This window comes from Mycoplana sp. MJR14 (assembly GCF_029210525.1).
Taxonomy (GTDB): Bacteria; Pseudomonadota; Alphaproteobacteria; order Rhizobiales; family Rhizobiaceae; genus Mycoplana.
The window spans coordinates 297242-310787 of the sequence record NZ_JARGEO010000001.1 but is presented as its reverse complement, the minus strand read 5'-3'; the positions used below and the strand labels follow the sequence as shown (position 1 = coordinate 310787).

Sequence of the window (13546 nt, the reverse complement as noted above, 5' to 3'; positions counted from 1 at the left end):
GTTGGCATGGCGGTTACCGGCCAATATCGCTCCATCAAAAGCAGCCGGTCGCGGCGAACATGCAGGAGCTGAAATGACCTACCACTCTCATACGTCAAATCCGATCCGGAGCAATCTGGCACGCGTCATCGGCTCTCCGGTCACTCGGACGGTGTCACTGTTGGCTCTTTGCGCAGCCTACGTCCAAGGCCCACTCACCAAAATCTTCGACTTCAATGGTGCCCTGGCCGAAATGGATCACTTCGGTCTCCACCCGGCCCCTTTCTTTGCAGTCTCTGTCATCGTCTTTGAACTGACGGCCTCCGCCATGGTGATCTCGGGCTTGTTTCGCTGGATCGGAGCGCTGGCGCTCGCTGGCTTTACGCTCATGGCAACGCTCATCGCCCTCCGTTTCTGGGAGATAGCTCCCGGCATGGACCGCACGATGGCGACCAATGCCTTCTTTGAACATGTTGGCCTCGCTGGGGCATTTCTCTTCGTCGCCGCATTCGACCTCACCAAGGGAGCAGGCAAATGAGCGCTGCAAAAGCATCCGGCGGAACCTTCGCGCCACTCGCACAGCCTGTGTTTGCGGTTCTCTGGAGCGCCACCGTCCTTGGCAATACCGGAAGCTTCATGCGGGACGTCGCAAGCTCCTGGCTGATGACGGATCTTTCGGCATCACCGGCCGCGGTCGCAATGGTTCAGGCGGCCGGAACCCTGCCGATCTTCCTGCTTGCTATTCCCGCGGGAGTTCTCACCGACATCCTCGATCGCCGCAAGTTCCTGATCGCTGTCCAGGTGCTGCTGGCCTTCGTCAGTATCTCCCTGATGGTCCTCTCGCAGACGGGAATGCTCTCGGTCAGCGCGCTGATCGGCCTGACCTTCCTTGGCGGGATCGGTGCGGCGCTCATGGGGCCGACCTGGCAGGCAATCGTTCCGGAACTGGTGAAGCGCGAGGACGTGAAGAGCGCAGTCGCTCTCAATTCGCTCGGCATCAATATCGCCCGATCCATCGGGCCTGCCGCGGGCGGTCTCCTTCTTGCCGCCTTCGGAGCCGGGATCACCTATGGGGCGGACGTTGCCAGCTACATCGTGGTCATTGCTGCTCTCGTCTGGTGGCCTCGTGCGAAGAATGCCAATGACGCGCTTCAGGAGAATTTCTTCGGTGCCTTCCGCGCAGGACTTCGCTACACCCGCTCCAGCACGCCGCTGCACGTGGTCCTCCTGCGCGCCGCGATCTTCTTCGCCTTCGCCAGCGCCGTGTGGGCGCTCTTGCCGCTCGTTGCCCGCCAATTGCTCGGTGGTGATGCCGGCTTCTACGGGATACTCCTTGGTGCTGTCGGAGCAGGCGCAATCGGCGGTGCGCTGGTCATGCCGAAACTGCGCGAACGCCTGAGTTCCGACGGTCTTCTTCTTGGTGCGGCGGTGATCACTTCCATCGTCATGAGTGTCCTATCGCTTGCTCCGCCGAAATTTGTCGCGCTCATAGCACTTCTTTTCCTCGGAGCCGCATGGATCACCGCCCTGACGACACTCAATGGCGCCGCCCAATCCGTCCTTCCCAACTGGGTGCGCGGCCGCGGTCTTGCCGTCTACCTGACCGTCTTCAACGGTGCGATGTCGGCCGGAAGCCTCGGCTGGGGTGCGGTCGGCGAGGCTGTCGGCATCCAGTCCGCCTTGGTCATCGGGGCCATCGGCCTGCTCATCGCCGGGGTCCTCATGCATCGCGTGAAACTGCCGACCGGCGACGCCGACCTCGTGCCTTCGAACCACTGGCCTGAGCCTCTTGTCGCCGAACCCGTCGCACATGACCGTGGTCCGGTTCTGATCCTGATCGAGTACAAGGTCGAGAAGCAGCACCGCAGCGCATTCCTCCACGCCATCGATCATCTTTCCAACGAGCGCCGGCGCGATGGTGCCTATGGCTGGGGTGTCACCGAGGACTCGGCTGATCCGGAGAAGATGGTCGAATGGTTCATGGTGGAATCCTGGGCCGAACATCTTCGTCAGCACAAGCGGGTCTCCAATGCCGACGCCGACCTGCAGCGCAAGGTGCTGGCCTACCATGTCGGTCCCAAGAAACCTGTTGTCCGTCACTTCCTGACGATTAATCGGCCTGGTGCCGCATAGCGAAGACTTGAGCAGGCGGCGGCTTCAGCCGCCGCCCTTTATGCCGCCACGCGCGTTGCTCTCTTCGTCAGCACGTCAGGTGCCGAACCCGATTGACACAAACTGGGAGTCAGAACTTTTCAGTTTTTTACAGAGGATACTGAAATGGACATTGGTAGTGAAGCGAGCGGTCTCGCCAACCTGATCGCTCCCGTGTTGAAACCGCTTGCAACCGGGCTCGAATTTTTCGGAGTCGGCGTAATCCTGATCGGCGTGGCCGTGGCAACGGCCGGTTACATCCGGGATCTGCTCTTGTCCGGACAACGCGATGCCTATGAGCGCTATCGCGCCAATCTCGGGCGGGGGATATTGCTTGGGCTCGAAATCCTGATAGGGGCCGATATCATCGCCACTATCATTGCTCCTCTGACGTGGGAAAGCGTCGGCCTTCTCGGGCTCATCGTCCTCATTCGAACTTTCCTGAGCTTTTCGCTCGAGGCCGAGATCGATGGTCAGTGGCCGTGGTCGAGGAATGCCCGGCGTGGGAGCGGACGATTGCCTCCGTGACTGATTCCTAGTAGCGGCGGGCTGCGAACAAGTTGCTCACGTTGAACACTTTCATCGGCATTGCTGATGAGCGCTGAAATTCGCTGCTTTGGCCCCGAATTTTCTGGCACTGGTGAATTGGCGATGGTCAGGTCTAGTCTTCCTCGGTCGTAGACGTATCTGCCCTGATCGACTGCCGAACAGGTCACTTCAGCAGCACAGTGCCGTACGGCTCGTGGCGGCTTTCCTGGCAATGTACCGCCGGTCGACTGAGGAGGGCGCATCGCGGTCTTCGTGCAATGCTGGAGAGCCACTTTCGGGGCGGCGGCGTCGGTTGTCGCAACCGAATCACGGCCTACATCAGGCGCAGCACCATGATCACCTCCTCGTTCTCGCGACCATGGCCCAGGAAGCCATTTGGGATACGGCCAGTCTCGACGAACCCATGCCGTTGATAGAAGCCAATCGCCCTCGCGTTCTCAGAATTCACCGCCAGTTCCAGCTGCAGAACGCCACGGTTTCGCGCATGCTCTGTAACCTCGTGCAAGAGGCGGGCCGCTACCCCGGTCCCGCGCGCGCCCTTCCGCACATAGACGCTCACAAGTTTTGCACGATGGGCCAGTTTCCTTGCATGCTCAAACCTGAGCCCCATCATGCCGACGGGCACCCCGCTCAAAAACGCGACAAACACAGGTTGGGCCAGGGTTTGGCGCCATTCCCGGTCGGTGAGGCGGACCCAATCGCCAAAGACACTCGCAAAGGAGAGTGGTTCGTGCGACAGCGCCTCCAGGCGCATGTGGCGAAGCACGTCTACGTCTTTGCTTGATAGGCGCCTGACCGTCACCTTCTCTTCGACAGCCACATCGATCTCCACCAGTGTACGCAGGTCAGTTTGAACACGCCAACTCGCGGGAAGCCAGCAATGGCTGCCGAAGCACTCCGGCCAACACCGCGCAGCTTCCCGGATCGCTCAAGAACCAGACAATTGCCACTCGACGGCCTCAAGGGCGATATCGCCACTGGCAATGCGCCTCGACAGATCCGCCCACATGGGATCCCTGGTGAAACTGCCAAGATCTCCGCCCGCCCGTACCAGGGGCATCCGCGCATATTTTGAAAGGGTAACAGCAGCACCACGGTCGATCTCCCGCAGCGGATAGCCGTTGGCAGGCTTCAAGACACGATGGCCCCAGACCCCGGGCCGGTCGTCTTGCCGAAGTTCCGTCAGCAGGCCGTTTTCGTCCGATTGCTGAAGGCCAACCGCTGTGAGGTGGCGCATCAGCGGATAGTAGATGGTCTGCCGACATCCACCGAGCGCTCTCACACCGGGCAAAATGGAAATCACCAGGAATGCGATGTACAGGCTGGGCACGATCACGCGCGCGCGTAGCGCGGCTGCGATGGTGTCGGGACGGAGCTTCACTTCGAAGGCCGGCAAGTTGCCAGCCCTTAGGAACTCGCCCTGAAGGTGGAGCGGAACAATTCTGCCTTTTTGCAATCCCCAGAAAAGGTCGGTCGTTCGGCGGACCCACCCTTGCCAGGGGCCTGTATTCAGACGATCGATCGCCTGCAAGCGGTTCCGTGCAACGCTGCCGTCTGCGAAGAAGTGAGCCGACAACCAGGATGCTGCCTCGTCGAGATGGGCGGCGACAAGGTCGGCGATGTCGAAGTCATCCAGTTGAAGCAGCCTGATGGGGCAGGGCATCTTACGACGCCACAGCACTTGATTGGCCGCCCTGATAGCTTCGGCGGCTGAGGCATATTCCTGCCCGGAAAGGGCATCGAGGAGACCGGCGGCTGATTTGTTTGGCGGGCGTTTTCCCGTCGCATTGGTGAAAGCGAAGCGATACGGACCATTCAGGCCGCATATGCTGAACGAATCCATCCGGCTTCGCGCAAGGCCGAAGACATTGAGAGGCTCGCCTTCGAGCCAGAGCCAGCCGGGACCCTTCTTAGCCTTCTCCGCGAAGCTGACCGTTGAAGCGTGATAGGTGATGTGCCATTCCAAGCCATGCGCCTTCAGACCTAACAGGCTGAACAGATGCGTGTAGTATGCGTCTGGCTCGATCAGCAGCAGGCAATGCGGGCCCGTCTGAAGCGCCGGTGATGCCGTCAATTGACGGCTCGCGCTCCTCGCTTCCTCCTGTCGATAGCCGGATCGACACGCAGCGCCCTCGATGCACGAGCAAAGAAGGTCCATGGCATGACGACGCACCGGGTTATCGGAACGGAAACGCTCGACATTGTAAACAGCCGACGCATAGTCCGAAAGCGGCCGGCGCCAGTACGGAGCAAGATACGGCATCAATGCTGAGAGCGCACTTTGCACCTCGGTTGGGCTGCAATGTTCGATGGCTTTCGGAGGCACCGACATCTCATGCAGCCAGACGCTTGGGCGCAACCAGCATCATGGTCGTCGGGCAACGCCACGCCAGACTCGGCGCCAAGGGGTGAGCATCGGTGTCGATGACGACGGTCGGCAATTGCGCATAGCAATAGCCAGGGGGAATAGCCGGTTTCAGCATCATCGAGGTCAGTTCCAGCACGGACGCCCGGGAATTGGACGACACGAACGTGTAAAAGTTCCCGCTGTTCCAGGTCAGCACGGAGTACCGGAAGAATGATCTCAGAGCGGCTACTGTGGCCGACAGATCGACCTGAAGCTCCGCCATCGTGTCGAGGACTTCATCCTTCTTCTCCGATATGTGCCCTGCGGAGAAGTACCTGGACTTGAAAATCTCGTTCTTCTGCCGCTCGCGCTCGTGGTAGATCTGGGGGTCAGGATGAGAGAGCTTTTGTACTTGGACGAGGAGACCGCCCGGCCGGATCCGGGGACAGATGAACTCAAGCTGGGCGCGCCGGTCGCGGTCGTACATCTGAAACGTCGTGTCCTCGAAAAGCACATCAAATCCACCCTGGAAGGGCCGTAGATCCTGGTCGGTGGCGTAACGCCCGTCATCCAATTCGAAGAACGGCCCCTGGAAGAAGTGTGCATGATCGCTCCCCCGTTTCGCGAAGAACGATGTCCGGTTGGCTGCCGTTGGGCTGCAGCACAGGGCCTCGATGCGACCATTGCCAAGCGCGGCAAGCGTTCGCGCAAGGCATCCAGTGCCAGTGCCCAGGGTGTAAATGGTCGACGGGGAGCCGCTGCGTGCCCAGGTCCTCAAGCAGAAGGAATATATCGCAGCCCCCAGCCGGCATTCCTCTTCGAGCCGGTAGGGAATGCTTGCAAAGTAATGGCCGTCAAAGGGGCCCCAGAGGCGTCGGTGCGTATCCGCGAGAACAGCACCCTCGAGATCGAAATCGAGCAGTCCCATATCCGGTTGTGGGTCGGCAAGATCCGGTGCTCCACCCTGTCCGCTTGCAGTCCTTTCAAAGAACGCGGCGAAGGATGTGAGCCTTGGAGCGTTTCGCCACCGTTCAATCACCTCACGATCCACCATAGCAATCTCCCAATATCCTCACAGATGGCGCTTGTCCGACATTCCCTCGAGACAATTGCCTGCCGCTAGTGCGGACGGCTCATTAGATTCAGGTCTTCATCTGTGAACCCGTAGGAGGCGACAGCCAACCTGCCGAATTCGGCAAGTTGACTTTCCAGGGCCGAGGGGGCCGTCTCACCTGGAGAGCGAGCGCCATCAAAATGCGATCAGTTCGAGCAGGCTTGCCTTGGCAACCGCGTGATGGCTTGTAGAAGCGCCAAGTTTGAGCCGCGCCGATCGAAGGTACAATTTGACGGCGGTTTCGGAGATGCCCAGATCCGCTGCGATCTGTTTGTGAATCCGGCCTTTAGCAAGCAGGTCAAGGCACTGATATTCGCGCCTGGAGAGGCCTCGATAACCGTCATCCTGTCGCAGACCCGTCGCCGCCAGCACTGCTTCATGGAGATGGTGGGCGAGAATATGAAGCTCATGCATGCTTGAGGCAAGCAGACGCGACCAATCACGTTTGGGCAAGTTCGACACCGCCGAAACCAGACTGCGCTCGCCCTTCGGGCCTCTGACAGGGATGGTCAAGCCATGAGGGCCGATGTTGTAGGACCGTGCTTCCTTAAACAACCGCCAGACCTGTGCGGACTGCCGATCCAACGAAGACCAGTCCACCGGCAGAAACGCCCATCGCATGACCCCGATAACCGGGTCGATTTCGAAGTACCGATTATGGGCATAAGTTTTCAACCAGGCGTCGGGATAGGTCGTGCAGTAATAGGGGTACCGGTCTGCTCTGCCTCCACTGCGAACAACAAGGAGTGTCATGTGCGACAGCCCGTATCGTGCGCAAAGTTCGTGCAGCGTGAGATTCACCGCCTCGTTACTTTTTGCCGCCTGCAGGGTCCGCAGGGACGCCGCCAGTCTACGGTGGTCGAAGATCGGAGGAATGTTACGGTTCGCTGCCACGTCGCCGGATCCTGATAGGTCCATTCCGCGACCCGAACTCTAGCGGCAGCGTGCGGACGAGCACATTGTAGGAAATACCACAGCCGGCTCTCGCCTTTGGTCCTTGTCGATACACGGCGTCATACGCTCATTGTAGGAGATTCAGAACTCCCAACACAAGAAACGCGAGTGTACCGACAACCAATATCGTTTCGATGAACTTTGCGCTACCCATGACCGTTCCTCGATCGACATCAACAACGATTCTTGCTTTCAAATGTTCCAAGCTTGCCGCAGAGCAGCAACGCTGCTGATCAGGTCACAGCGACGGTTCACTTGCGTTGTGCTGCCGTGCTGACCCTCTATCCGCAATCAGCTGTCGTCGGCGACCGGAACTTTTACTGTCCAGGCCGGGCTGTCATCTCTGGGCCGTTGCGGACTATGGCCCCGCCGATGTCGACGACTCGACACGCCTTACCGAGAAGGCCCGATTGGCGGCATGGACGTGTTCTGGAACGACGGTGTCTGCGATAGGATTTCCACCCATGACGGCGGCTTGACGCATCGAAGCGAGCTGCGCCCGTCAGATCCGATCTCGGACGTAACCTCCGTGCGTGGTCAGCTCTCGAGTTCTCGGTGACGCACGGCGGCGGAACTCGCACCTCGGGCGATCAGCAGTAACACACATGCGGCGTTCGACATGGACTGGCGGCCAGAACGTGCCTGCGTGCCGGCATCGTCTCCGAACTTGTTCTCCGTCAGCGGCGGCCATGCGTTTGCGATGTGAATTATTGCAGGCACGAACGAACACTACCAGCATCTTGATCAACACGCGCACAGCGCGTCGGCGCGATCACCGCCCATCCGAAACACGAAGGGCTCCGAACCTCATACCTTCGGAGCCCTTCTATGTCCGTTGCCATTCCTGCACTCTTCTAGGGCGGGAGTGGCAATGGGCCTACAACCCAATTACACCGAAAATCAGAGCGGGTTTCAAGACCAGCAGGCTACCCATTTCGGATGAACGCTAGCGTTCCTAGTCAGAAGCGACCAGCCAATGTGCCCGGCGCCACTCGCCAGCCATGGTAGCCTCCATTCGCGTCCGGCGTCGCGGCTTGCTACACCTCGATCCCTTGCAGCCGCATCGCGTTGGAGCGACGACCCGCTAGCTGAAACGCGCGTAAAACGTCCGTCCCAGCCACTGGACTACTTGAAGGTTCAGTGCGGCATCGTTAGCGCCCTGAGCGACATGCAGGCAGTGGCGTCAAATGTCACCGATCATCAGCTCGACCTGTCGACCTCGTTAGACATAAGCCTATCCTCAAGCCTGTGCTTGAGCCTTCCGGCTTGTGCTGAGTGCCCGGTCGGAAGTGGGGCAATTCAAAGTGTCTGGTCGAAAGTGGGGGCAGTTCAGACGGAAAGGCTGGTGACCGGATCAATCTTTCGAAGATCGACGCGATCTCGGAGACGGCGAACAACGTCGCCTTCACCTTTATCGGCACAGAGAAGTTGTCCAAGAAGGCGGGAGAATTGCGCGACAGCAAGAGATTGTCGGACACCCATTTCTATGGGATATCAATGGCGACGGCCAAGCTGGCCTCGCCGTCCACCTCGACCATCCAACGACGCTTGCGATCAACTGCTTGGTGCTCTAGATCAATCCAGACGTTATGTACTGGGCCACTCCCGGGTGAGCCCCAGCATGCTTGGCGAGACAAACCTTATGCATCTTTCGGTAGAACCTTGAAACGCTATGCTAGGTATCGGAAACGAGCACAATTTCTCTGCGTCGTAGCGTCTTCAATTTGGCTTCCACCTCATCCGACAAGAGCCGGTAGATTTGCCGAAGTGCATCAGCGGCTTCCAGATATGGCTGTGCCACGCCATCATCTCGCATTCGTCGACTGATATCCTCGATATTCTGAGCCCCCTTCTGGACAATACGCCCAAGGAGAAGTGCCTGGTCTAAAGTCAGTTCCCGGCGCCCGAGAATATGTTGAGCCTGGGCATGGAGGTGCTGAGCTGTCTCTCCTTGTTTCTGCAGTACCTGCATCCATTCATTGCTCATGTGTTACTCTCCGCCACTTGTTGAGGGTGACACCGCAGAAGCAAAGTCAGGAGAGATCGGCGATCAAATCGAGGTCCCAGATGAGACTTGCCACCACCAGTAGTGCACCGGCAATCAGCACGGCGTAGAGCCACCACGGATCACGCAAGACACCCTCTCGGCCGTTCGCATTTCGGGACTTCGGCCGATGCTCCATACAGAACCAGTCAATCGCTCCCTGGCCTCGACCGTAGCCGTAGGGGGCCCACTTCTTGCAACCCGGGTGCTGGCACCAGTGTTGTTTGTGGTCGCTGGTTGACTTCCCGCCGTTTGTCCTTTTGTCGCTCATCGTGTGATCAATCCACGGTCTCGCCCGCCAGATCATCGGTAAGAGGAGGTCGGCGGCCTCCTGCGTTGCGCTGCCGCTATGATGTCGAGCGCCTTTAGCGGGTCCTCGCAACCGTTTCGGAATACAAACATTACGCGGCGAGCCAATGCCCGTGCCTCTTTGCTGTCCACCGGATGCCGTGCGCCCTTATTCGCAAGACTAAACAAACTTCGCATCACGCTGATATCCTCCGACGTGAAGACACCTATGCGACGTCTGCTGTTCCCAGCCGGTGCCGCGCGCTTTCGGTGCTTCGCGGCCGCCAAGCCGACGCTCGCCAGTTGGTCTCCGTAGACGAGCCCTCGATCATAGAGGTCGTTGAGATAATGGCGCAGCCAAAGGCGCTCGGATGGTAAAAGATCCAAACCAGGCCTGTGAGGCAATTTCGTGCACGAGAACCGCAAGAACGGAATCTCGATCGCGTGCATCAATGATGAGATGAGTTTGGGAGTGCATTACGATCTCCTCCCGTGGGCGGAAGAAGCCACCTCCCTGTCGTCGACGCCCCTATAGTTTGCCGACGATATCCGTACTATGCGCTCACGCCCGGAAAACACAACGAAATAAAACTGTGATGACGGGAGCGTTGTCAACGTGGCATTTTCCTCGCCAGAAACGGCTCTTCCGCCGAGACGTGCGCCGGGCGCTTTTCCGCTGCAGTCTTGACGTGCAGAACGCCTTTGACCTTCTGCATGTCTCTATCAGCACTCCGCCTTCGGGGTACCAAACTTCGGCGCAGTTTGCTATCGCCACACGTGACCAGCGGAGGCCCGGTGTTGGTCCTCCGCTGGCTTCGCGGGCATCACGCCTGCGCCGACGCCAAGGGCGCCGGTGGGCCGGATGGGGGCATCGGGCCCAAAGCGTGAAACTTTTCTCTGACACAGATGTTCCGCCACAGAAAAAATGTGTGGCCTGGCTTCTCGGCAATCGCCGCACCGAATTGAACTGCGGAATGCTGGTACATTGCTTGCTCCGGAAGCGCTGGCAGTTTGCACGTTGAGTGGCCTGCGCATGGCGGGGTGTCGGTGCTTTGAAAACCGTGGGACAGCGGTCTTGGCTGGGTTGCTGCCCTAACACACGTGTGTACAATTTCCGCCATGGCGAATCTCAACGCGAGAATTTCAGACATCGGCCTGAGACCCGGTCTCGTGGCGGAGCTTAATCAAAGAGGTTTCGATCGTGTTGCTGACATGATCGACATGCCCAACTATGAAATCCTTCGTATCCCCAACATGGGAGGGACCTGTTATCGTCGTCTCTGCGCTGCCATGGGACGCGAGCCACATTCGAAAAAGTGAGTTGCCGTCGCAGCAAGCGGTGGTCAAGCGAAGATTTCGGCACTCAGCGCTCAATGCTTCCAGAGAACGTCCACGGGGCTCCTGAAACCGCGAAGCCCGACGTTGTCATGGCCCAAGCCCTTACATTGGGTATAGCGTTTCGGCGAGGTTCACGACCTGTGGCCGGAGACGGCTTCGACATTCGGAAAGTTCCGCAGAGCTCGAACAGCCGGGGCACTCGATCGTGTGGAAGGCCGTGGCAGTGCAGGGTCTTTGATGTCGAGCAAGAGGCAGGAAAGTCCCGGGCGAGAACGCGGCTATGCTCGGCAACGAGATTGGCGCACTTCATACGCGTGATTTCATCCTAACGCCTGGTCGAGAAGGTCCGACGACGCGACGCATGGGCAGCGCGTTCGGGTGGCGCGTCTCGCGATCGTCATAATGCAGCATCGGCGCGTCGAGCTCTTCGACGGTCGGGCGCCCGTCGCATTGCGTCCATCAGGATGTTAACCCAAGACGCTTCAGCAATACCGTGGCGTCAGCCATGGCGGTGCGATCAAGATCCAGGTCCAAGCGGGTTGCGATCGCGATCGCACTTGCGAGATAGTTGCCCATCGTCCTGGGGGTCCGACGCGAACTTGCGTAACTTGCAAGGCCCCATCCTGGTTCTCAATTCTATAGCCGTGTCCGAATACGGCAGCCGTAGAGCTTACCGCAACGGGCCGAAGACGAAGCTGGGGGTCGCACCAGAAGACACGGATCGCTTCGCCCGATGGCGAGAAACTTGAATTCCCATGGCTGCGGTTGCACCGCCTCGATGAGAGATCCGACTTTCATGCCATACCTTCGGCCCTAATGTATGCGATTCAGTATTCAGTCCGCCTTATTGACCGGGGGAAGTGTCCAGGAGCCGTTGATGATGGACGGATCATTCTCATCGGGCCAATAGAGGCGCATCATCAGGTAGAACTTGCCCTTGGGTGCCGGGAGCCAGTTTGCCTCCTTGCCCGCGCCAGGCGACTTGTGCTGGATGAGGATGTCGACGGAACCGTCGGCATTGGCCTTGAGGTCCTGGCGCGCGCTGATCGAGTAGCGATTGATGGGATTGTCGACGAAGAAGTAGTTCTCGTCGTACATGGTGATCGACCAGAAGCCCTTGACCGGCGGGAGCTGCCCTTTCTTGAAAGTCACGATGTAGGCGCTTGTGCCATTGTAGCTGCGAGCGAAGACGCCGTCGCCGTCCCTTCGAGACGTCGGATAGACGGCGTCCTGCGGCCGATTGGCGCCAAGTCCGATGGCGGTAACGAGCGCGCGCTGAATATAGTTCGTGCCGTAGACGCCGGTCTTGGTCGTAAATCCCCAGCCGTTGGTGTTCTGGACATCCCCACCGCTCATTTTGAAGTGCAGCATGATGCGCGCGAAGCCGATCTCCGGGACACGTCTTTCGAAGGCGGGATCGAACTTGGATTTGTTGAAAGGCTGGCCGGCGACGAGACCGATCGCCGCGAACCTTTCGAGAGCTGGTGCGTCGACCTCGGCCGGTTGATTTCGCGTCATGAGTTCGCTGAGCAGGGTGAAATACTCGATGGCGGTCATGCGATTGACCTGATCCCGGACCGCCGTTTTCATGTCTACGGACGGATCGACCTTTCCCGCAGGCGGAGTGTAGTTCGTACCCCAGGTCGACAGCGGCTGTAGCTTGCAGGCGTCTTGGATCTTATGTACGGCGGCATAGTCATCGGGCGTGCCGGTGCAATAGATGCGACCAAGGAGCCAGACGATAGCGGTCGGTGACTTGTATTCCGTGACACCTTCCGGAAGGGAGCCGGACCAGCCTGGTCCGGTGATGGCGAAGGTTTGTGCCGTCCCACCCGTGGTTCTCGAACCCGGCACTTGGAATACATTGGTCCAGCCGTCGAGCATCGGGAAAAGGAAGTACCGATCGCCCATGTCCGGGAACGAAAAGACCCAAGGCTCGTCGCCGACGTCGATGAATGTCGTCGTATAGAGCGTATCAGCATTGGGGGCCGTGACGTCCCGGAAGGACGCATTCGGGTATTCGCGGAGCTTGATGAGATGTCCCATCGGTCCGCGCGTCCCCTTGACCTCGGCGACATTCGTTATGACGCGTCGCGTCATTTCCATGGTCACCAGCGGATAACCATAGACATAGGCGTCGACAGCCGTCCAGAAGTCCTCGGAACCTGTGACCAGATCTGTGAGCGGCCCGTCAAAGGCATTTGCTGGGCGAACGGCCGTGGATGCGAGAAGGCTGGTGCCGCCGACGATCGCGGCGCGGCGTGTGATATTCATAGCTGATCTCCCTCATTCGTTGGCTAGTAGGGCAAAAGGGGCAGGTAGTTTGGGTCGGGCGGCGCCCGCAAAGGACACCGGCGTACATGGCAACTCAATGATGTCGATGAAGACAAAGGTCTGCCCGTCCGCATTAGCCGGAATTTCGCCTTCGAGTACAGCGACATCGAAGTTGATGCGACCGTCGGCGGCGTTGGCGACCTCAGCATCACCACCTCGTCCTTCACGCTCGGGCCGTCCTTTGCGAACGTCGCGACGACTGCGTTCGGTTGATTCTTTAAAGAACTGTCGGACCCCTCGTCCCGCTGCTCCAGTAGATGCGCGGTCAGCGCGTGGCCTGCCGCTGGAACCGGCCGATCGGCCAAGATGATTGCGTTGGGCGCGGCGCCGTCCAGGATCAACTTGCCGGCTTGCAGTTTCGCGCCGGTTGCGTTCATCACGATGAGCGAAGGCTCCATCTGGGGCTTGCGAGCACCGGTCGTCTTCTGAGACGGAGCCAAAATCCCAT

11 protein-coding genes are annotated in these 13546 nt (G+C 59.2%); 3 read left to right on the top strand and 8 right to left on the bottom strand.

The features are described 5' to 3' along the window. Window positions 1-73 precede the first annotated feature (73 nt). The 3 genes from P0086_RS01515 to P0086_RS01505 all read left to right on the top strand — a co-directional run bounded on the left by P0086_RS01515 (window position 74) and on the right by P0086_RS01505 (window position 2658). Window positions 74-517 (top strand): DoxX family protein, encoded by a 444-nt coding sequence (locus P0086_RS01515; RefSeq protein ID WP_275782762.1) that lies wholly within the window; start codon window positions 74-76, stop codon window positions 515-517. Beyond that, window positions 514-2112 (top strand): MFS transporter, encoded by a 1599-nt coding sequence (locus tag P0086_RS01510; protein ID WP_275782177.1) that lies wholly within the window; start codon window positions 514-516, stop codon window positions 2110-2112. The genes P0086_RS01515 and P0086_RS01510 overlap by 4 nt, the downstream gene beginning before the upstream one ends. A 144-nt stretch (window positions 2113-2256) precedes the next feature. After that, window positions 2257-2658, top strand: coding sequence for a DUF1622 domain-containing protein (locus tag P0086_RS01505; protein ID WP_275782176.1), 402 nt, complete (start codon window positions 2257-2259; stop codon window positions 2656-2658). A 334-nt stretch (window positions 2659-2992) separates the two neighbouring features. Here P0086_RS01505 and P0086_RS01500 read toward each other — a convergent pair whose 3' ends face one another. The 8 genes from P0086_RS01500 to P0086_RS01465 form a co-directional block, all read right to left on the bottom strand. Continuing rightward, entirely contained in the window at window positions 2993-3433 is a 441-nt protein-coding gene (locus P0086_RS01500) for a GNAT family N-acetyltransferase (RefSeq protein ID WP_345799295.1), read from the bottom strand. Between the two features lie 174 nt (window positions 3434-3607). Continuing rightward, window positions 3608-5011, bottom strand: a complete 1404-nt coding sequence (locus tag P0086_RS01495) for a hypothetical protein (protein ID WP_275782174.1) — start codon at window positions 5009-5011, stop codon at window positions 3608-3610. Between the two features lies 1 nt (window position 5012). After that, window positions 5013-6080, bottom strand: a complete 1068-nt coding sequence (locus P0086_RS01490; protein ID WP_275782173.1) for a class I SAM-dependent methyltransferase — start codon at window positions 6078-6080, stop codon at window positions 5013-5015. A gap of 195 nt (window positions 6081-6275) precedes the next feature. Beyond that, the gene (locus tag P0086_RS01485; protein WP_275782759.1) at window positions 6276-7007 is read right to left on the bottom strand and encodes a LuxR family transcriptional regulator; all 732 of its coding nucleotides are present in this window, start codon (window positions 7005-7007) and stop codon (window positions 6276-6278) included. Between the two features lie 1762 nt (window positions 7008-8769). Further along, on the bottom strand, window positions 8770-9081 hold the full coding sequence (locus tag P0086_RS01480; protein ID WP_275782172.1) for a hypothetical protein: 312 nt from the start codon (window positions 9079-9081) through the stop codon (window positions 8770-8772). A 46-nt stretch (window positions 9082-9127) separates the two neighbouring features. Next, entirely contained in the window at window positions 9128-9409 is a 282-nt protein-coding gene (locus P0086_RS01475; protein WP_275782171.1) for a hypothetical protein, read from the bottom strand. A gap of 2189 nt (window positions 9410-11598) precedes the next feature. Beyond that, the gene (locus P0086_RS01470) at window positions 11599-13038 is read right to left on the bottom strand and encodes a DUF1254 domain-containing protein (RefSeq protein WP_275782170.1); all 1440 of its coding nucleotides are present in this window, start codon (window positions 13036-13038) and stop codon (window positions 11599-11601) included. A gap of 23 nt (window positions 13039-13061) precedes the next feature. Continuing rightward, window positions 13062-13496 carry a hypothetical protein gene (locus tag P0086_RS01465; RefSeq protein ID WP_275782169.1) on the bottom strand — a complete coding sequence of 145 codons (435 nt, stop codon included), beginning with the start codon at window positions 13494-13496 and terminating at the stop codon, window positions 13062-13064. Between the last annotated feature and the right edge of the window lie 50 nt (window positions 13497-13546).